Below are 20492 nucleotides of genomic sequence, written 5' to 3'. Positions count from 1 at the left end.
TCGGCCGCCCGTTCGTCGTTCGTCCTTCGCCGAAGCTCAGTCTTCGACGTCCGAGAAGTCCAGCGGCACACCGGTGGCGCCGGTGAGATCCGAGATGGTGACGCCGGGGGCCATCTCGACGACCTTCAGGCCCTTGTCGGTCACGTCCATCACCGCGAGGTCGGTGACGATGCGGTCGACCACACCCTGGCCGGTCAGCGGCAGGGTGCATTCCGGCACGATCTTGTGCACGCCGCCCTTGGCGACGTGTTCCATCAGCACGATGACGCGCTGGACGCCGGCGACGAGGTCCATCGCGCCGCCCATGCCCTTGACCATCGAGCCGGGGATCATCCAGTTGGCGAGGTCACCGTCCTTCGACACCTGCATGGCGCCGAGGATGGCGAGGTTGACGTGGCCGCCGCGGATCATGCCGAATGAGTCCGCGGAGGAGAAGAAGGAGGCGCCGGGCAGCGCCGTCACGGTCTGCTTGCCGGCGTTGATCAGGTCGGCGTCGACCTCGTCGTCGGTCGGGAAGGGACCGATGCCGAGCAGGCCGTTCTCCGACTGCAGCCACACGTTCATCCCCTCGGGGATGTAGTTGGCGACCAGCGTCGGCAGGCCGATGCCGAGGTTCACGTAGAACCCGTCGGCCAGTTCACGGGCGGCACGCGCCGCCATTTCGTCACGCGTCCAGGGCATGGGGCGTCTCTCCTCAGGCGGGCTTGCGCGTGGTGCGCTGTTCGATGCGCTTCTCCGGCGTCGCGTTCAGCACGAGGCGCTGCACGAAGATGCCGGGGGTGTGGATCTGGTCGGGATCGAGGGCGCCGACCGGCACGATCTCCTCGACCTCGGCGACGGTCACCTTGCCGGCAGTCGCGCACATCGGATTGAAGTTCCGCGCGGTCTTCCGATAGATCAGGTTGCCGGCCTCGTCGGCCTTCCAGGCCTTGACCAGCGCCACGTCGGCGACGATGCCGCGCTCCATCACGTATTTGCGGCCGTCGAACTCGCGCACTTCCTTGCCGTCCGCCACCACGGTGCCGACGCCGGTCGCGGTGAAGAAGGCCGGGATGCCGGCACCGCCGGCGCGCAGGCGCTCGGCGAGCGTGCCCTGGGGGGCGAACTCGAGCTCGAGCTCGCCGGAGAGATACTGCTGGGCGAAGAGCTTGTTCTCGCCGACGTAGGACGAGATCATCTTCTTGATCTGCCGCGTCTCGAGCAGCAGGCCGAGGCCGAAACCGTCGACGCCGGCATTGTTGGAGACGCAGGTGAGGCCCGTCACGCCGGTGTCGCGCAGGGCGGCGATCAGCGCCTCGGGAATGCCGCAGAGGCCGAAGCCGCCGACCGCGAGCGTCTGGCCGTCGGCGACGACGCCCGCGAGCGCGGACGCCGCACTCGGATGGATCTTGTTCGTCATGGAACCCCGTCTTCTCGTGTGATGGACCACGGAACGGACGCGGGACGGCTCGAAAGGACGAACGTCGCGGCCCGGTCGAATCGGTTCGACCCGGGTCGGCGCGCCTCCCTTCGCTCTCCTCCCCCTTCGTCTCCCGGCTCAAGATAGCCGGGCCTTCCGGCGAACGAAACCCTCCACCGCCTCGAACTTCGGTCGGGGACGGCGGGGGGCTCGTCGTGGAGAACGGTGCGGGAAAGGCGATCGGGTCTCGCCTCGTGACGGCGTCCGCCTTAAGTTCCCTGCCCGACCACAAGGAGACCGATCATGGCCACTGCCCTCGACCCCGCCGTCGCGACCCGCATCACCGCGGCGATCGCCGCCGAGATCGGTTGCCGGCCGCAACAGGCGCAGGCGGCGATCGATCTCCTCGACGAGGGCTCGACGGTTCCCTTCGTCGCGCGCTACCGGAAAGAGGCTACCGGCGGCCTCGACGACGGTCAGCTGCGCACGCTCGAGGAGCGGCTCGGCTATCTGCGCGAGATGGAGGCCCGCCGCGCCGCGGTCATCGAGAGCATCCGCGCCCAGGGCAAGCTCGACGACGCGCTCGCCGCCCGTCTCGCCGCCGCCTCGACCAAGGCCGAGATCGAGGATCTCTACCTCCCCTACAAGCCGAAGCGGCGCACCCGTGCCGAGATCGCCCGCGAGCGGGGGCTCGGGCCGCTCGCCGAGACGATCCTTTCCGATCGCTCGGTCGACCCGAAGGTGCTGGCCGAACGCTTCGTCACCGGCGAGGTCGCCGACGTGAAGGCGGCGCTCGATGGGGCGCGCGACATCCTCGCCGAGCAGTTCGCCGAGAACGCCGATCTGGTCGGCCGTCTGCGCGGCCACATGCAGTCCCGCGCCCGGCTGCGCGCCAAGGTCGTCGCCGGCAAGGAAGCGGCGGGCGAGAAGTTCGCCGACTATTTCGACCACGTCGAACGCTGGGCCGACGTCCCCTCGCACCGCGCGCTCGCCATGCTGCGCGGTCGCAACGAGGAGATGCTCGACCTCGAACTCGAAGTCGACGCGGATGCGACCGATCCGGTGAAGCCGGTCGAGGCGATCGTCGCCCAGGCCTTCGCCATCCCCCTGCCGACCGCGGCGCGAGTGCTCTCCAAGGCGGATGCCTTCCTCTTCGACGTGGCGCGCTGGTGCTGGCGGGTGAAGCTGTCGCTGTCGCTCTCGGTCGAGCTGATGGGCACGATGCGCGAGAAGGCGGAGGAAGAGGCGATCCGCGTCTTCGCCGCCAATCTCAAGGACCTGCTGCTCGCCGCCCCCGCCGGTACGCGGGCGACGCTGGGGCTCGACCCCGGCATCCGCACCGGCGTCAAGGTGGCGGTCGTCGACGCGACCTCCAAGGTCGTCGCCACCACCACGGTCTATCCCTTCCCGCCACGCCAAGACGTCCAGGGCACGATCGCCACGCTGAAGCATCTGATCCAGAAGCATCGCGTCGAACTCGTCGCCATCGGCAACGGCACCGGCAGTCGTGAGACCGATCGCCTCGTCTCGATGCTGATCGGCGAGATGGCGCCGCCGAAGCCGATCAAGGTGGTGGTGTCGGAGGCCGGCGCCTCGGTCTACTCCGCCTCGGCACTCGCCGCGGCCGAGATGCCCGATCTCGACGTCAGCCTGCGTGGTGCCGTGTCGATCGCCCGGCGTCTGCAGGACCCGCTCGCCGAACTCGTGAAGATCGAGCCCAAGGCAATCGGCGTCGGCCAGTATCAGCACGACGTCGACCAGACCCGCCTCGCCCGCGCGCTCGACGCGGTCGTCGAGGACGCGGTGAACGCCGTCGGCGTCGACCTCAACACGGCATCGGCCTCGCTGCTCGCCCGCGTCTCGGGCCTCGGCACGGCACTCGCCGAAGCCATCGTCGCCCACCGCGACGCCAACGGGCCGTTCCGCAATCGCAAGCAGCTGCTCGACGTCGCCCGGCTCGGCCGCAAGACCTTCGAACAGGCGGCGGGCTTCCTGCGCATCCGCGACGGCGACGAGCCGCTCGACGCCTCGTCGGTCCACCCGGAGGCCTATTCGGTCGCCAAGCGCATCGTGAAGGACTGCGGCCGCGACCTGCGCGCGCTGATGGGCGATGCGACGGCGCTGAAGGCGCTCGATCCGCGCAAGTTCATCGACGAGACCTTCGGTCTGCCGACCGTGCGCGACATCATCGCCGAACTCGAGAAGCCCGGCCGCGACCCGCGTCCCGCCTTCAAGACCGCCGTCTTCGCGGAGGGCGTCGAGAAGATCGAGGACCTCAAGCCCGGCATGGTGCTGGAAGGCACCGTCACCAACGTCGCCGCCTTCGGCGCCTTCGTCGACATCGGCGTCCATCAGGACGGGCTCGTCCACGTCTCCCAGCTCGCCGATCGCTTCGTCAAGGATCCGCGCGAGGTGGTGAAGGCCGGCGACGTGGTGAAGGTCCGCGTCGTCGAGGTCGACGCCCGCCGCAAGCGCATCGGCCTCACCATGCGCAAGGACGACGGCGGCGCCCGCATGGGCGCGCCGGGCGGGCGTTCCGAAGGAGCCGGCGGACGGTCCGCCGCACCCGCCGCAGGCCGCGACGATCGCAACCGGGGTGCGACCCCGGGGCAGGATCGCAATCGTGGTCGCGACGGCGGAAACGGCTCCGGAAACGCGGCGCCGGGCGCTCTCGGCGCGGCTCTTCTCGACGCGCTGCGGAAAAAGTGACGCCGTTCGTCGGCGTCAACCGTCCGGCCGACAGTTGCGTGCAAATCGTTTAGCGACACTTCGAAGCGGACAAACTGCTTCCAGAATCGTCTACTGGCATTTCATGGACGAAAGTCGCAGATCACGACGCCCCGATCGCTCCCGATGCTGCACCGCAAAGGGCGCGCCGAGGGCGGCATCGTCAGACCAAAGTCTGATCTTTCCACTTCCACCGCGAAATGCGCCGACCGCACGGCTCGTCGGCGGTTGACGCAGATCAGCGACCCTGCGGCCATTGCGGGGCATCACCGAGCGCTCCATTTCCGTGAAGGAGAGTCAGGTGACGAAGGCCGACAAAACCAGAAAGACGGATCTCGACGCCATTCTCGCCGCGCACGGGCGCGACGGAAGCCGTCTCGTCCAGATCCTGCGCGACGTTCAGGACATCGAAGGTTGGATCCCGCCCGCGACCGTGGCCGCGGTGGCGGAAGGCCTCGGGCTCGAGATCGGCGCCGTGCAGTCGACCCTCGAGTTCTACACCTTCTTCTACCGGACCCCGCGCGGACGCTACGTCGTCCTGTTCTCCGACAACATCACCGACCGGATGGCGGGCAACCAGGCGATCTTCGATCACATGGCGCGCCGCTTCGGCGTGGCACGCCGAGAGGTCTCGGCCGACGGCCGCGTCAGCCTCGACTTCACCTCCTGCACCGGCATGTGCGACCAGGGTCCGGCGATTCTGGTCAACGGCATGGCCATCCCGGCGATGACGCTGCGCAAGGCCGACCGGGTCTGCGACCTGATCCGCTCCGACGTACCGCTGGCCGAATGGCCGCAGGACCTCTTCGTCGTCGAGCACAACATCCGCCGCGCCGACATGCTGCTCGGCTCCGACTTCGTGCCGGGCTCGGCGCTGAAGGCGGCGATCGCGCTCGGGCCGGAGGCCTGGCTCGCGGAAGTGAAGCGGTCGAACCTGCGCGGCCGCGGCGGCGCCGGCTTCACCACCGGCGTCAAGTGGGAAGCCGCCAAGAAGGCGCCCGGCGACGAGCGCTTCATCGTCTGCAACGCCGACGAGGGCGAGCCCGGTACCTTCAAGGACCGGGTGCTGATGCAGTTCTATCCCGAGCGCGTGTTCGAGGGCATGGTGCTCGCCGGTTGGGCCACCGGCGCCCGCCTCGGCCTCGTCTATCTGCGCGGCGAGTACCTCTATCTGAAGGCGCCGCTCGAGGAGAAGCTCGCCGAGATGCGGGCCGGTCGCCTGCTCGGGAAGTCGGTCTGCGGCGTCGCCGGCTTCGACTTCGACATCGAGATCCACCTGGGCGCCGGCGCCTACATCTGCGGCGAAGAGACGGCGCTGATCGAGAGCCTCGAGGGCAAGGCCGGGCGTCCGCGCATCCGTCCGCCGTTCCCGGTCACCTGCGGCTACAAGAACAAGCCGACGGTGGTGAACAACGTCGAAACCCTGTGCAAGGTCACCGAGATCGCGCTGCAGGGCGGTGCCGCCTACGAGGGCTACGGCACCAAGCAGTCGACCGGCACGAAGATCCTGTCGGTCTCCGGCGACGTCGAGCGCCCCGGCATCTACGAGTATCCCTTCGGCGTGCGCGTCAATCAGGTGCTGGAGGACGCGGGCGCCCGCAACACCCGCGCCGTGCAGATCTCGGGTGCCGCCGGCACCTGCCTCGGCCCGCGCGAGTTCGGCCGCCGCATCGCCTTCGAAGACGTGCCGACCGCCGGCTCCTTCATGGTGTTCGGCGAGCGTCGCGACATGTTCGAGGTAGCGCGCAACTTCGCGCATTTCTTCGAGCACGAGAGCTGCGGCTTCTGCACGCCGTGCCGGGTCGGCACGACCATCCAGGCCAAGCTGATGGACAAGATCGCGGCCGGCCACGGCACGCAGTACGAGATGAGCGAGCTCACCCATCTGCGCGAAGTGATGAAGGCCGGCGCCCATTGCGGCCTCGGCCAGACCGCCGGCTCGGCGATCGCCGACACCATCGGCAAGTTCCGCGAGGACTACGAGAAGCGTCTCGCGCGCAAGGACTTCGAACCCTCCTTCGACCTCGACGCGGCGCTCGCCAGGGCGCGTGCCGTGACCGGTCGCGAGGACGCCGACAGCCACATGCTCGACCACGCCTGAGGAGGGAACGATGAGCGAATATGAAACCTTCCTCCTCGACGGCCGTCCGGTTCCGTTCGAGCGGGGGCAGTCGATCCTCGAGGCGGCGCTGAAGTCGGGGCACTTCATCCCCAACCTCTGCCATCACCCCGAGTTCAAGCCGCACGGCTCGTGCAAGCTCTGCACCGTCAAGGTCAACGGCCGTTTCGTCTCGGCCTGCACCGTCAAGGCGATGCCGGGCCAGGAAGTGGCCTCCAACACGCCTGAGCTCAACGGCAATCGCCGCGTGCTGCTGCAGATGCTGTTCGTCGAGGGCAACCACTTCTGCCCGGGCTGCGAGAGGAGCGGCAACTGCAAGCTCCAGGCGCTGGCCTACGACCTGGAAATGCTGACGCCGCACTACGAGCACTTCTATCCGGTGCGCGGGCTGGACGCCTCGCATCCCGACGTGGTGATCGACTTCAACCGCTGCATCATGTGCGAACTGTGCGTGCGTGCCTCGCGCGACATCGACGGCAAGGACGTCTTCGCGCTGGCCGGCCGCGGCACCGAGAGCCATCTGGTGATCAATTCGCCGACCGGCAAGCTCGGCGACACCGACTTCGCCCTTACCGACAAGGCGGCGAGCGTCTGTCCGGTGGGCGCGATCCTGCCCAAGCGGGTCGGCTTCACCGTGCCGATCGGCGAACGCATCTACGACGTCGACGCGATTTCCACCCAGGCCGAGAAACGGGCCACCGAGGAGGCGTGAGTCCAATGTTCCATGTCCCCCCCACGGTCCGCAAGGCCAAGGTCCGGATCGCCACGACGTCGCTGTCGGGCTGCTTCGGTTGCCACATGTCGTTGCTCGACATCGACGAACGCCTGCTGGCGCTCGCCGAGATCGCCGAGTTCGACCGCTCGCCGATCACCGACATCAAGCACTGCGGCCCGGTCGACATCGCCATCGTCGAAGGCGGCGTCGCCAATGCCGAGAACGTCCACGTGCTGCGCGAGCTGCGCGCCAACGCCAAGGTGCTGGTGGCGCTCGGCGCCTGCGCGGTCAACGGCGGCCTGCCGGCGCAGCGCAACCACCTCGACGTCGGCGAGTGCCTGAGCCGCGTCTATTCCGATCGGGCCGGCAACGGCATGGGCACCGTCCCGAACGATCCGGAGCTGCCGCTGCTGCTCGACAAGGTCCACCCGATCAACGAGGTCGTCCGCGTCGACTACTTCATCCCCGGCTGCCCGCCGTCCGGCGACGCCATCTGGAAGTATCTCACCGATCTCATCGACGGCCGCATTCCGCGCCTCGAGCACCCGATGCTGCGCTTCGACTGAGGGGAGCCGATACATGTCTCGTCTGGAAACTGCCGCCAATCCTCAGAAGCTGAGGCGCATCGCCATCGACCCCGTGACCCGCGTCGAGGGTCACGGCAAGGTGACGCTGCTGCTCGACGACGCCAACCGCATCCATCAGGTGCGCCTCCACATCGTCGAGTTCCGCGGCTTCGAGGTCTTCATCGAAGGGCGTCCCTTCTGGGAAGTGCCGGTCACCGTGCAGCGGCTCTGCGGCATCTGCCCGGTCTCCCACCATCTCGCCGCCGTCAAGGCGATGGACCTGATCGCCGGCTACGGGCAACTGCCCTCGACCGCCGAGAAGCTGCGCCGGCTGATGCACTACGGGCAGATGGTGCAGAGCCACGCCGTCCACTTCTTCCACCTCGCCTCGCCCGACCTGCTGCTCGGCTTCGACAGCGAGCCGACGCGGCGCAACATCGTCGGCGTGGCGCTCGACTTCCCCGAGATCGCCAAGCAGGGCGTGCTGCTGCGCAAGTACGGCCAGGAGGTCATCCGCATGACCGCCGGCAAGCGCATCCACGGCACCGGCGCCATCCCCGGCGGCATGAACAAGGCGCTGACGCGGGCCGAGCGCGACGAGATGCGCAAGGACATCGACCAGATGATCGAATGGTCGCTGGGCGCGGTCCACATGGTCGCCTCGCTCCATCGCACCAAGCCCGAGTTCTACAACACGTTCGGCGAGTTCCGCTCGAACATGATGGGCATGGTCGATGCCGACGGCACGCTCGACTACTACCACGGCGGCCTGCGCGCAGTGACCGCCGACGGCGACACCATCTTCGACCACGTCGACTACGCCGGCTACGAGCAGGTGCTCGAGGAAGAGGCCAAGACCTGGTCCTACATGAAGTTCCCGCACATCCGCTCGCTCGGGGCGGAGAACGGCTGGTACAAGGTCGGCCCGCTCGCCCGCGTCCAGTCGGCGAGCCGCATGTCGACGCCGCTCTCGGAGATCGAACGCAAGAAGATGATGCAGCTCGGCAACGGCAAGCCGGTGATGGGCACGCTGTTCTATCACTGGGCCCGTCTGATCGAGGCCCTGAACGCCTGCGAGATGATCCGCGATCTGCTCGACGATCCGGAGATCCTCGGCACCGACCTGATGGCCGACAAGGGCGATCGGCGCGGCGAGGCGGTCGGTGTCGTCGAGGCGCCGCGCGGCACGCTGTTCCACCACTACCGGGTGAACGAGGACGACCAGGTCACCTTCTGCAACCTGATCGTCTCGACCACCAACAACAATCAGGCGATGAACGAGGCGATCCGCTCGGTCGCGACCCAGTATCTCGACGGTCGCGAAGTCACCGAGGGTCTGCTCAACCACATCGAAGTGGCGATCCGCGCCTATGACCCCTGCCTGAGCTGCGCCACGCACGCGCTCGGCCAGATGCCGCTCGAAGTCGATCTGGTCGACGCGAGCGGTGCTCTGGTGCATCGTGCGAGACGCAACATGGCGGGGATCGCGTGAGCGAAGACACGACGGAAGAGACCGACGGCGCGGAGACGCGCCCGAGCGAGGGGTCGAACGACATGGGGGGCGGCGCCGTCGCCGCTCCCTTCGGCTTCGGCGGACGATCCGCCAAGGCGACGGGGGCCGTCCCGACGGACGGCTCCGGGGGAGCGGCCGAGCCCGAGGAGCCCGCCCGACCGCGTATCGTCGTGCTCGGATGGGGCAACGCGTCGCGTGGCGACGACGGGCTCGGACCGGCTCTCGTCGAACGGGTCGAGGCGCTCGGCCTCGACCACGTCACCGCGCACGAGGACTTCCAGCTCCAACTCGAACATGCGCTCGACCTGACGGGGGCGGACATCGCCCTCTTCGTCGATGCCAGCGTGATCGCGCCGGACCCCTTCTCCTTCGAGGAGATCGGCCCGCGCGAGGGGCTGACCCACACCTCCCACGCCATGGCGCCGGAGGCGGTGCTCGACGTCTATGCCCGCGTCATCGAACGCACGCCGCCGCCCTCCTTCGTGCTCGGCATCCGCGGCGAGCAGTTCGCGCTCGGCACCGACATGAGCGAGGCGGCGCTCGCCCGGCTCGACGCGGCCTGGGCTCTCCTGCGTCCGCTCATCGAAGAACCCGACGTCGCGGCGTGGCGAGCGGCCACCGTCGGGCGGCATGCGACGAAGGATTGATCGACCGCAAGGACGGGCGGGGGCGGAGTATGAGACTTAGTCCCCGACCGCCGCGCCCTCCGGCGCGGCCCCAGCATGCCGGCACGATCATGACCGATACGCTCATCCCGCGCTTTCCAAGGCTCATCGACCGGATTCTCGGGCGTTTGCCGACCCTGCCGCTCGACGTGGCGCTCGAGCGATTCGTCACCTCGTTGACCGATCGCCACCCCTCGCTGTTCTCGCGGCTCGGCGACTACGCCTCCAAGCGCTTCCTGATCGAGCCGGCCGATCTCTCCTTCGGCTTCCTGCTCGCCCCCGACGCGATCCGGCCGCAGCTCCATGCGGTGAAGCGCAATACCGAGGGCACCATCGACGTCGACCACGACGCCCGCATCGCCGGGCCGCTCGCCGCCCTCGTCGGCATGGTCCACGGGGCGCTCGACGGCGACGCGCTGTTCTTCTCGCGCGACATCGTCATCGAGGGCGACACCGAGGCGGTGCTGGCACTGCGCAACGCCGTCGACGACGCCGAGATCGACCTTGCGGCCGAGATCGCGGCGATGACGGGGCCTGCCGCCTCCTACGTGTCTCAGGTGCTGGAGGCGGTGCGGCCGATGGCCGAGAAGATGACGGGCGTGGCGCTCGGCCGACCGGGAGTTCAGCCATGAACGCGCCCGTGAAGATTCGTCCCGAGCTCGTCTGCCCCGCCGGCACGCCGGCCGCGCTCAGGACCGCCGTCGAGGCCGGTGCCGACGCGGTCTACTGCGGCTTCCGCGACGAGACCAATGCCCGCAACTTCCCCGGCCTGAACTTCGACGAGCGCGAGCTGATCGACGGCGTGAAGTTCGCCCATGCCCGTGGCGCCAAGGTGCTCGTCGCCATCAACACCTTCCCGCGCGCCGGCGGGGCGAAGGTCTGGCACGACGCGGTCGCCCGTGCCGAAGGGGCCGGTGCCGACGCCGTCATCCTCGCCGACATCGGCCTGATCGCCCATACCGCCGAGAAGCACCCGAACCTGCGCCGTCATCTCTCGGTGCAGGCGGCAGCCGCCAATCCGGACGCGATCCGCTTCTGGGTCGAGACCTTCGGCATCCGCCGGGTGGTGCTGCCGCGCGTCCTCTCCGTGCCGGAGATCGCGGCGATCAACGCCGAGATCGACTGCGAGACCGAGGTCTTCGTCTTCGGCGGGCTCTGCGTCATGGCCGAGGGGCGGTGCTCGCTGTCGAGCCACGCCACCGGCAAGTCGCCCAACATGACCGGCGTCTGCTCGCCGCCGAGCCACGTCCAGTACCACGAGGAGGACGACGAGTTGGTCGCCCGGCTCGGCAACTATACGATCGACCGCACGCCGAAGGGGGTCGCGGCCCCCTATCCGACGCTGTGCAAGGGCCGCTTCACGGCGGGCGACTATTCCGGTCACGTCTTCGAGGATCCGGTCAGTCTCGATGCGGTGAACCTCATCCCCGGCCTGATCGAGGCGGGCGTCACCGCCTTCAAGATCGAGGGCCGGCAGAGGAGCCGCGCCTATACCCAGGCCGTGGTGCAGGCCTTCCGCAAGGCGGTCGACGACTGCATGGCCGGCCGGCCGATCGCCTCGGACATGACGACGCGTCTCGCCGAAGGCCAGACGACGACGACCGGCGCCTACAAGAAGACCTGGCGGTGAATGCGATGACGACCGAGACGAAGTCCCCGGCGCTGGTGATGGGGCCGGTGCTGTTCAACTGGTCGGCGGATCGCCTCTCCGACTTCTACGCCCGCGTCGCCGACGAGGCGGAGGTCACCCGCGTCCACGTCGGCGAGGTGGTCTGTTCCAAGCGCGAGCCCTTCTTCGCCGACCGTCTGCCCGACGCGATCGAGCGGCTGACGCGGGCGGGCAAGACCGTGGTGGTCGATGCCCTCGCCCTGCCGACGCTGAAGCGCGAACGCCAGCTGGTGAAGGATCTCGCGAGCCTCGAGGGCGTCGAGTTCGAGATCAACGACATGACGCCGCTGGCGCATCTCGGCCCCGGACGGCGCTTCGCGGTGTCGCCGCTGGTCAACGTCTACGACGAGGGCACGCTCGGCTTCTTCGCCCGGCGCGGCGCGTGGTCGGTGGCGCTGCCCTACGAGTTGCCGATGGCTTCGATCGAGCGGCTGGCGGCGGAGGGCACCCGCCTCGGCGTCGAGATCCAGGTCCATGCCTTCGGCCGTCTGCCGCTGGCGATCTCCGGGCGCTGCTATCACGCCCGCATCCACGGGCTCGCCAAGGACAGCTGCCAGTTCGTCTGCAACCAGGACCCGGACGGGCTCGAGGTCGACACGCTCGACGGCGAGGCGTTCCTCGCGATCAACGGCGTCCAGACCCTGTCGCGCGACTGCGTCGCCGTCACCGACGAGTGCGAGCGGCTGATCGCGGCGGGCGTGGGCGCTTTCCGCCTCTCGCCCCACGACTGCGACATGATCGCAGTGGCGGCGATCTTCCGCGCCCGGCTCGACGGGCGGATCTCGGCCGACGAGGCGCGCGCCAGGCTCGGCGAGACCGGGCTGAAGGTGCCGCTCGGCATCCCGATGATGAGCGGCGTCTGGCCGGCGACGGCGACGAGTGCCGCGCGGGCGTGAGCCGGCGGGCAGAGACGCCGTGCGCGGGTGCGCGATGCTTCGAGACGCGGGCCCTCGGCCCGCTCCTCAGCATGAGGCGCTTTTCATGTTTGAAACAATCACATGCGCCTCATGCTGAGGAGGGCGCCCATCGGGCGCCCGTCTCGAAGCATCGCGCACGTCGGCGAGGCCGCGGCAGAACCGCGGCCCGCGCGTCAGACCGTCTTGTCGACGCCGGCCGGCGCTTCCGGGGCAGCAGCGGCGGCCGGGGCTTCCTTCGGGCCGCCCTTGGCGACGCCGACGAGGGCCGGGCGCAGCACGCGGCCGGCGATGGCGAAGCCGTCCTGCATCACCTGCAGCACGGTGCCGGCGGCGACCTGCGGGTTGGGGATCTCGAACATCGCCTGATGCAGGTTCGGATCGAACTTCTCGCCGAGCGGGGAGAGCTTCTTGACGCCGTGCTTGTCGAGCGTCTTCAGAAGTTCGCGGCCGGTCAGTTCGACGCCTTCGACCAGCGCCTTGCCGCCGGTCGCCTCGTCGGCGCGCAGCTCGACCGGGGCGTGGGACAGCGCCCGGTCGAAGTTGTCGCAGACCGAGAGCAGGTCGCGGGCGAAGCCGGTCACGGCATAGTCGCGGGCGTCCTTGATCTCCTTCTCGGTCCGCCGGCGCAGGTTCTCCATCTCGGCGAGCGTGCGCAGGAGGCGGTCCTTGAGTTCGGCGTTCTCGGCGGCGAGCGCCGCGGCCGGATCGACCGGGGTCTCGGGCGCGGCTTCCGCCGCGGTCTCGCTCGGCTGGGCGGCGTCGGCCTTGGGGTCGATCGCGTTCTCGTCGGTCATGGCGTCCTCGGATCGCTGGTCCGCGGGAGCGGACAATCGTTCGAATTCCGCGGCTTGCGCGGACGGTCTGTCGTTCCCGCGGGGAGCGGAAAACGGTTCGGTCGGGATTTGCGATTTCCCGGCGCGGATTTCAAGGCCGAATCGCGTCTTTCGAAACGAAAGACCCGACCGGCGTCGCCGCCGGCCGGGTCGATCGATGCGTCATCGGATCGGGCGATCAGGCGACCGAGCCGTTGATCCACTCGACGAGCTTGCCCTTCGGCGCCGCGCCGACCTGCATCGACGCCGCCTCGCCGCCCTTGAAGGCGATCAGGGTGGGGATCGAGCGCACGCCGAACTTCATGGCGGTGTTGGGATTTTCGTCGATGTTGAGCTTGACGATCTTCACCTTGCCGGCCATCTCGGCAGAGATCTCCTCGAGCGCCGGGGCGATCATGCGGCAGGGGCCGCACCACTCCGCCCAGAAGTCGACGACCACCGGCTCGGCGGACTTCAGGACGTCGGTTTCGAAGGATGCGTCGGTGACTTTCTGCGTCGCCATGGAAGGCCTCGTCTTTCCTGCGACCGGACATGGTCGCGTGCTTCGTTGCCAAACGTAGGAAGCCGGCAACCGAGCGTCAAGATGTCGGGGGTGGTCGGCAGGGCGGCCACCAGATCATAGAAGCGTGAGCCGGCGGGCCGCGGCGTCGAGTCGCGCCGTCTCGATCTCGTCGAGCCGCGGGATCGCCGTCCAGAGAATCGCGCAGCGCACCCGTCGACCGGGGAAGATCTCGCCGAGAAGCCGGCGATAGAGCGCGAGCTGGGCGACCTGCGCCTCGCTCGCCCGCGCCCGCTCCGCGTCCGTCCGTTCGCTCTTGAAGTCGACGACCAGAACCTCCGCCGCCGTCACCGCCAGCCGGTCGATCCGGCCGGCGACCGAGACGAGACCGCCCTTGGCGTCGACGATCTCGCCGGCGATCGGCGCCTCGGCGCGCGAGCCCTCCGCGAAGACCGCGGCGAAGGCCGGATCGGCGAGGATCGCCTCGACTTCCGCCACGATCGCCTCGCGGGCCTCGGCGGCGAGCCGCGCCCCTTCCGCCGCGACGTGACGGCGGGCGACCTCGCCGCGCGAGGCTTCCGCCACGTTCGGCAACACTTCGAGCAGCCGATGGGTGAGGATGCCGCGCAGCCGTTCCGGGCTCTCGGGCGCGAGCGCCGCGTCGAGCACGTCGGCTGCGCGCGGCCGGCGGTCGGATGCCTCCTCCTCGCCGACGCTCGACGGCGTCAGGCGGCGCGGCACCGCGGGCGTCGGCGGCGGCCGGTCGACCCATCCGGGGCGCGCGGCGGTGAGCATCGCGGCTTCCACCGGCTTCTCGGCTTCGAGCGCCACCGGCGCCGTCGGCCCTTCACGCCAGACGAGGACCTCGCGCCCGTCGGCGGCGGGGATCGCCTCGGCCTTCTCCCGGAGCGCGGATGCGGCAAGCGAATGCCAGCACCCCGGATCGGCGCCACGCGCACCGGCATGGCCGCAGATCACCAGCCGGTCCTTCGCCCGCGTCATGGCGACGTAGAGGAGGCGGAGATATTCGTTCTCGGCGGCGTCGCGGGCGCGTGCCTTGGGCTGGTCGAAGGCGCTCGGATCGGCCTTGCCCCGGCTCCAGGCGAGCGCGGGGTGCCGCCCCGGTACCGGGTGGGCGAGGCGCAGCAGCGGCGGGGCGTGGGTGGCCGAGGTCGGCGGCGCTCCGCCGTCGACGAGGAAGACGACCGAGGCCTCCAGCCCCTTGGAGCCGTGCACGGTCATGACGCGCACCTCGTCGCGCGCCTCGTCCATCTCGCGCTTGATCTCCGGGCTGTCGGCGGCGAGATCCTCGACGAAACGCGACAGGCTCGGCGCCGGCCCGCGATCGGCGTCGAGCGCCTGGGCGAGGAACTCGTCGAGCACGTCGTCGGCCTCCGAGCCGAGGCGGGCGACGAAGGCGGCACGTCCCCCGTCGGCCGACAGCACACGGGCGAAGAACTCGTAGGTCGGCAGCCGCGCCGCCAGATCGCGCCAGCGGGCGATGCGGGCGGCGACCGCGGCGAAGCGCGGATCGTCCGCCGCCCGGCGTGTCAGCGCATCCGACAGGCTCTCGGAGCGCGCCCGCCGGCCGTCGCCCTCGCCGATCGCCGCGAGTTCGGTCAGCACGTCCTCGTCGAGACCGACGAGCGGGCTCTTCAGCAGCGCCGCCAGCGACAGGTCGTCCTCCGGCATGGCGACGACCCGGCCGAGCGCCACGAGATCGAGCACGGCGATGTGGTCGGCGAGTTTCAGCCGGTCCTGGCCGGCGACCGGGATGCCGCGTTCCTTGAGGACCCGGTTCATCGCGTCGACGAAGGGGCCTCGCTTGCGCACCAGCACCATGACGTCGCGATATTCGATCCGTGCGCCGGTGCCGGCGAGGCGGAAGCCCGGGGCGGTCAGCCGGCCGATCTCGTCGGCGATCGACCGCGCCAGCCGGACGTGCGGCTGTGTCGCGGCGACGGCATCGAGCGGCGCGGTCCAGTCGGTCGGCTCCTCGAGCGTGTCGGGCAGTTCCATCGGCCAGACCGCGACCTCGCCCGGCGCATCGGCGCGCAGCGCGGTGTGGGTGGTGTAGTCGGTGGCGTCCGACAGGATCTTGGCTCGCGTCGTCGGCTCGGCGAAGACAGCGTCGACCGCCGACAGAACCGCCGGCACCGAGCGGAAGCTCATCACCAGATCGACCCCGGCGAAGGGCTCGTCGGCGCCGCGCGCCGCCGTCTCGAACTGCCGCCGGCTCGCCGCGAAGGTCTCCGGCGCCGCGCCCTGGAAGGAATAGATCGACTGTTTCTCGTCGCCGACGGCGAAGATCGTCCGCCGCTTCGCCCGGGCGCCTTCGCCGGCGAAGAACTCTTCGGCGAGGCCGGAGACGATCCGCCACTGGCGCGGATTGGTGTCCTGCGCCTCGTCGATCAGGATGTGGTCGATGCCCTTGTCGAGCTTGTACTGCACCCAGGCCGCCGCCGAGCGGATCGACAGGAGATCGGCGGTGCGCCCGACGAGATCGTCGAAATCGACCGCCGACCGCGCCCGCTTGGCACTCTCGTAGGCCTGGATCACCCGGTCGCCGAGGAGGAGCAGCGCGGCGGAGGCGCGATGCGAGGCGAGTGCCGCGAGTTCGTCGAAGAGCGCGCCGAGCCGCGCTGCTTCAACTGCTGCGCGGTCGAGGAAGTCGGGGCGGGCGTCGAGGATCTTCTTGGTGCCGAGGCTGCGGGGCGCCTTCGGCGTGCCGCTCTTGGTGAAGAAGACGGCGCGCCAGGCAGCGACCCGGTCGGCGATCGGCACGGTCTCGTCGAGGGCGGCGAAGAGCTTCGCCGCCTGGTCCTGATCGGTCTTGGCGCCGGCGACGCTCGCCTCGGCGTGGGCACGGGCGTAGGCCGCTGGAAGGTTCGGCGAGACGAGGATCTCGGCGCGGATGCCGGCCTCGTCGCGGCCGTCGCGAAGGCCCGTCAGGCGGCCGAGTTCGGCGATCGCCGCCTCGAGGTCGCCGGCCTCGCGAATCCAACGGGCGAGATCGTCGCGCGCGCCGATCAGCGACGTCAGCGCCCGTTCGAGCCCCATCTCGCCGCCGGCCTCGAGCGCGGTGGCGAGCGCCCGGCCGAGCGGGCCGGCGACGCCTTCGGCACTCGCCGCGACCAATACGCCCTCGCGCGCCCGCTGGACGAGATCGCGGGTCCGCCGGTCGTCGAGAATGTCGAAGCCGCCGCCGAGGTCGGCCTCGAGCGGGAACTGCTTGAGGATCGACTCGCAGAAGGCGTGGATGGTCTGGATCTTCAGCCCGCCCGGCGTCTCGATCGCCTCGGCGAAGAGGCGGCGGGCGCGGGCGAGGCGCTTGGGCGGGACGGCGTCGGCGCGGCCGCCCTCGGCCTCGGCGATCTTCTTCGCGAGGCCCGCGTCGTCGGCCGTCGCCCATTCGCCGAGCGTGGCGAAGACGCGGTTCGACATGTTGGCCGCCGCCGCCTTGGTGAAGGTCAGGCAGAGGATGCGATTGGCCGGCGTGCCGGCGAGCAGCGTGCGGATGACGCGTTGGGTCAGGACCCAGGTCTTGCCCGAGCCGGCATTGGCCGAGACCCAGGCCGAAGTGCCGGGGTCGGAGGCACGGTTCTGCCGCGACACGGTCTCGGCCGGGGGAACGAGACGCCGGCTCATGCCTCGCCTCCTTCGCCCGCCTCGCCGGCCGCCCATTCGGCGACGCGGGCGAGGTGATCGTAGGGGCCTGACCGCGCCTTCTCGAACTGCACCCGCGGTCGCGAGGGATAGCCCGTCGCCGGATCGCGATACTTGCGGACGAGCTTCGCCAACGCCTCCTCGGCGGCGGCGGCGAGACCGGCCGCGTCGAGCGCGTCGTCGCCCTTGGCCTTGCCGCGCTCCTGCCAGTCGCCGCCGTCGCGGCCGCCCTTGAGGTGGAGATAGGTGATCTCGGCGATCCGACGATTGGCGAAGGCGGTGTTCCCTTCATGGTCGAAGCCGCCGGCGATCAGCATCGCCGTCTCCAGCGCCAGCTGCGGCGACAGGAGGCTCTGCACCTGTTTCTCGCTCGGCGGCGTGCCGGTCTTGTAGTCGAGCAGGCGGACCGAACCGTCGCTCAGCAGATCGATCCGGTCGGCGCGGCCGGTGAGGGTGAAGACCTCGCCGTCGACGAGCGTGTCGCGGCGGCCCTTGATCTCGGCGTGACGCTCGACGACGAGGGCGCCGTGCTCCTCCTCCGCCTCCAGCCACCACGGTGCGATCGCCGCCAGCCGCGCCCGCCACAGCGCCACGGCTTCGGGAAAGGCATCGAAGGCCGCGAGCTTCTCCTCGCCGATGGCGATCAGCCGCGCGAGCGCCGCCGGCCCCGCCTTGGCCCCGTCCTTCTCGACGAAATCGGCCAGCACCTCGTGCAGGAAGGTGCCGCGCTCGGCGGCGCCGATCTCGCGGCCGATCGGGTCGAGCGGGTCGAGGCCGAGAATGCGGCGGGCATGCACCGCATAGGGGTCACGGATCCAGGTCTCGATCTCGGTGACCGAAGCCTGTTTCGGGCGCACGTCGGGCGGCGGCTTGGGGTTCGGCCGGCCGATCGGCCGTGCCGTGCCGTCGCCGCGGTCGATGGTGCGCGCGAGTGAGAGATGCGGCTCGGCGCGGGCGGAAAGTGCCGCGATCCCGCCTCGGCCCACCACCGTCGCGAGCCGCTGCAGCCAGCGCGAGGGCACCGTCGGCGTGCCGCCCGAACGCGCCGCGCGGGCGAGCAGGACGCGCGGGCTCGCGGCGCCCTGCACGAAGTCGTGGGCGGCGAGGCCGACGCGGCGCTCCGGCGCCTCGAGCGCCATGTGGCGACGCATGGGGCGCGACAGCCACGGGTCGGAGCGGGTGGCGATCGGCCAGATGCCTTCGTCGAGCCCGGCGAGCACAAGCAGGTCGAAGGAGAGGAGGCGGGCTTCGAGCGGGCCGAAGACGAAGAGCCTTGCCCCCGGCGCGGTGCGCCGGTTGACCGGGCGGCTGCCGACCAGCGCGTCGAGGAAGCCCGGCCAGGTCGAGCCGTCGAGGGCGATCTCGGCGGCGGGGGCGGCGGCGGCGGCGACGAGGTCGGCGAGGGTGCGGGCGAGCGCCTCGCCCTCCTCGTCGGCGAAGAGCCGGGCATCCGACCCGTCCTCGTCGCGGGCAAGGCGGCGGGTCGCCTCGATCTGGGCGGCGACCCAGTCGGCGAGCGGGTGATCGCCCTTCGCCCCGAGCGCTTCGAGCGGCGCGAGGATCGCGGTGAGGTCGACCAGCAGGGCACGGGCGGCCGTCCGCGTCTCGGCGCCGATGCGGCGGCGGGGGGCGGCGGTGCGTCCCGGGTTGGCCTCGATCGCGGCCGAGGCCTCGTCGAAAGCGGCGATCAGCCCCGCCATGCCGGGGGCGGGACGCGGTCCGCGCAGCGCGATCAGCTCGATCGCCCGGCCGAGCCGTCGCGCCTCGGCGCCGCTGCGGCCGAAGCGGGCGAGCGGATGGGAGAGCAGGGTCGCCACCGCGATCGGGTCGCAGCCGGAGAGCGCCACCTCGCCGGCGAGGCGGAAGAGCGTACCCGGCGCGGTGTGGCCGAGCGGACGACCGGCGGAATCGTCGATCTCGATGCCCCAGCGGGCGAGTTCGGCGGCGACGCGGCGGGCGAGGTTGCGGTCGGGGGTGACGAGGGCCGCCGTGGCGCCCGGCACCTCGATCGCCTCGCGCAGCGCCAAGGCCACCGCGACCGCCTCCTCCGCCTCGTTGCGCGCCTCGAGCAGCGACAGGCCGGAGAGCGCGGCATCGAGATCGAAGGCACCGGCGCTCGCGGCTTCCGCGAAGCCGCGCCAGTGCTCGGTCGTCTCGGCGGGCCGCATGGCCTCCGACAGCAGCCGGCGGCGCGCGACCGCATCCGCCCCACCGTCGCCGCCGATGCGGGCGACGTCGGCACGCGTCAGACCGAAGCGGTCGAGCAGCAGGCGGAGGCCGTATTGCGGATGCGACGGGACGGGGTCCGCCTCGCTGCCCACGTCGGACTCGAGGCTCGCCCAGGCCTCGTCGTCGAGGTCGAAATCGAGGCCGGGCAGCACGGCGATGCCGCGCGGGCTCCGCGCCACCGCCTCGATCAGATCGGCGGTCGAGGGCACCGAACCGGTGGAACCGGCGGCGATCACCGGCCCCTTCGGCGGGTTCTCGGCGATCCGCCGAGCCGCCGCGCGCACCGCCTCGTGGCGGCGCACGGTCGGGTCGGCGCGGCCGATCTCGGCGAGATGGTGCGGCCAGGCCTCGGTGACGATGGTCAGGAACGACCGCGTCAGCTGCCAGTAGAGCGCATGATCCTCGGGAACGAGCGTCGCGAGCCGGCTCCAGTCGACGCCCTGCGACACGACCTGATCCATCAGCGTGATCAGCGCGTCGGCGAGCTTCACCGCGTCGGCCGGGCTGGTCGGCAGCGTCGGCATGGTCCCGGTCAACGGATGGGCCGTCGCCGCGCCGAGGAGCTTGGTCCAGCCCATGACGAGCCGCGTCATGGTGAGGCGCCGTTCGAGCGGGCCGACGACCGGTTCCAGATCGAGATCGACGTCGACCAGTTCGCCGTCCCCCTCGACGTCGCCGAAGGGGCGGATGTCGGGCAGCAGCACCGCGCGGCCGTGGCCGCGGGCGGCGACGGCGGCGACGATCGCATCCGCCGCGGCGCGCGCCGCACGCCGGGTCGGCACCAGCAGCGTGACGGCGGCGAGCGCCGCCGGATCGGAGCCGTCGAAGCGGAAGTCGGGGAAGAGTTCGCCGTCGAGCAGCGCGTCGACCAGCGTCGGCAGGAAGGGCCGGCCGGCCTCGATCGAGGCGACGCGCGGCGTCCCGCCGGAGACCCGGCCGGAGATCGCGGGAGACGTCGCTTCGCCGCTCATGCCG

General features: G+C 70.6%; 14 protein-coding genes and 1 pseudogene. 9 read left to right on the top strand and 6 right to left on the bottom strand.

Annotated features, from left to right (window positions below; all coding sequences use genetic code 11):
* Window positions 1-36 precede the first annotated feature (36 nt).
* Together ACT53U_RS09480 and ACT53U_RS09475 are read right to left on the bottom strand one after the other, a co-directional pair.
* Entirely contained in the window at window positions 37-681 is a 645-nt protein-coding gene (locus ACT53U_RS09480; protein WP_476154462.1) for a CoA transferase subunit B, read from the bottom strand.
* A 13-nt stretch (window positions 682-694) separates the two neighbouring features.
* Window positions 695-1399 carry a CoA transferase subunit A gene (locus ACT53U_RS09475; protein WP_476154460.1) on the bottom strand — a complete coding sequence of 235 codons (705 nt, stop codon included), beginning with the start codon at window positions 1397-1399 and terminating at the stop codon, window positions 695-697.
* A gap of 303 nt (window positions 1400-1702) precedes the next feature.
* On the opposite strand from ACT53U_RS09475, the gene ACT53U_RS09470 reads away from it, so the two are divergent.
* The 9 genes from ACT53U_RS09470 (at window position 1703) to ubiV (ending at window position 12269) form a co-directional block, all read left to right on the top strand.
* Complete coding sequence (locus ACT53U_RS09470) at window positions 1703-4108, top strand: Tex family protein (RefSeq protein WP_476154458.1); 2406 nt, start codon at window positions 1703-1705, stop codon at window positions 4106-4108.
* A gap of 319 nt (window positions 4109-4427) precedes the next feature.
* Entirely contained in the window at window positions 4428-6227 is a 1800-nt protein-coding gene (locus tag ACT53U_RS09465) for an NAD(P)H-dependent oxidoreductase subunit E (RefSeq protein ID WP_476154456.1), read from the top strand.
* Between the two features lie 10 nt (window positions 6228-6237).
* Complete coding sequence (locus ACT53U_RS09460) at window positions 6238-6957, top strand: 2Fe-2S iron-sulfur cluster-binding protein (RefSeq protein ID WP_476154454.1); 720 nt, start codon at window positions 6238-6240, stop codon at window positions 6955-6957.
* Window positions 6958-6962: 5 nt separating this feature from the next.
* Window positions 6963-7526 carry an NADH-quinone oxidoreductase subunit B family protein gene (locus ACT53U_RS09455; protein ID WP_476154452.1) on the top strand — a complete coding sequence of 188 codons (564 nt, stop codon included), beginning with the start codon at window positions 6963-6965 and terminating at the stop codon, window positions 7524-7526.
* A gap of 13 nt (window positions 7527-7539) precedes the next feature.
* Entirely contained in the window at window positions 7540-9018 is a 1479-nt protein-coding gene (locus ACT53U_RS09450; protein WP_476154450.1) for a Ni/Fe hydrogenase subunit alpha, read from the top strand.
* Entirely contained in the window at window positions 9015-9686 is a 672-nt protein-coding gene (locus tag ACT53U_RS09445) for a hydrogenase maturation protease (RefSeq protein WP_476154449.1), read from the top strand. Before ACT53U_RS09450 ends, ACT53U_RS09445 begins: the two co-directional genes overlap by 4 nt.
* Window positions 9687-9775: 89 nt before the next feature.
* Window positions 9776-10336, top strand: a complete 561-nt coding sequence (ubiT, locus tag ACT53U_RS09440) for a ubiquinone anaerobic biosynthesis accessory factor UbiT (protein ID WP_476154447.1) — start codon at window positions 9776-9778, stop codon at window positions 10334-10336.
* On the top strand, window positions 10333-11334 hold the full coding sequence (ubiU, locus tag ACT53U_RS09435) for a ubiquinone anaerobic biosynthesis protein UbiU (protein WP_476154446.1): 1002 nt from the start codon (window positions 10333-10335) through the stop codon (window positions 11332-11334). The genes ubiT and ubiU overlap by 4 nt, the downstream gene beginning before the upstream one ends.
* Window positions 11335-11339: 5 nt before the next feature.
* Window positions 11340-12269, top strand: coding sequence for a ubiquinone anaerobic biosynthesis protein UbiV (gene ubiV / locus ACT53U_RS09430; RefSeq protein WP_476154444.1), 930 nt, complete (start codon window positions 11340-11342; stop codon window positions 12267-12269).
* Between the two features lie 194 nt (window positions 12270-12463).
* On the opposite strand, the gene grpE is transcribed toward ubiV, so the two are convergent.
* The 4 genes and pseudogenes from grpE to addB form a co-directional block, all read right to left on the bottom strand.
* Window positions 12464-13120 carry a nucleotide exchange factor GrpE gene (gene grpE / locus ACT53U_RS09425; RefSeq protein ID WP_476154442.1) on the bottom strand — a complete coding sequence of 219 codons (657 nt, stop codon included), beginning with the start codon at window positions 13118-13120 and terminating at the stop codon, window positions 12464-12466.
* Between the two features lie 181 nt (window positions 13121-13301).
* Window positions 13302-13628, bottom strand: a pseudogene (gene trxA / locus ACT53U_RS09420) (thioredoxin); the annotation flags it as partial.
* A gap of 111 nt (window positions 13629-13739) precedes the next feature.
* The gene (addA, locus tag ACT53U_RS09415; protein WP_476154441.1) at window positions 13740-17270 is read right to left on the bottom strand and encodes a double-strand break repair helicase AddA; all 3531 of its coding nucleotides are present in this window, start codon (window positions 17268-17270) and stop codon (window positions 13740-13742) included.
* Window positions 17267-20488 carry a double-strand break repair protein AddB gene (gene addB, locus ACT53U_RS09410; protein WP_476154439.1) on the bottom strand — a complete coding sequence of 1074 codons (3222 nt, stop codon included), beginning with the start codon at window positions 20486-20488 and terminating at the stop codon, window positions 17267-17269. The genes addA and addB overlap by 4 nt, the downstream gene beginning before the upstream one ends.
* Between the last annotated feature and the right edge of the window lie 4 nt (window positions 20489-20492).

Source organism: Pinisolibacter sp. DMC19 (assembly GCF_056313985.1).
The sequence above is the reverse complement of the archived record's forward strand: the minus strand, read 5'-3'. Positions and strand labels throughout refer to the sequence as shown.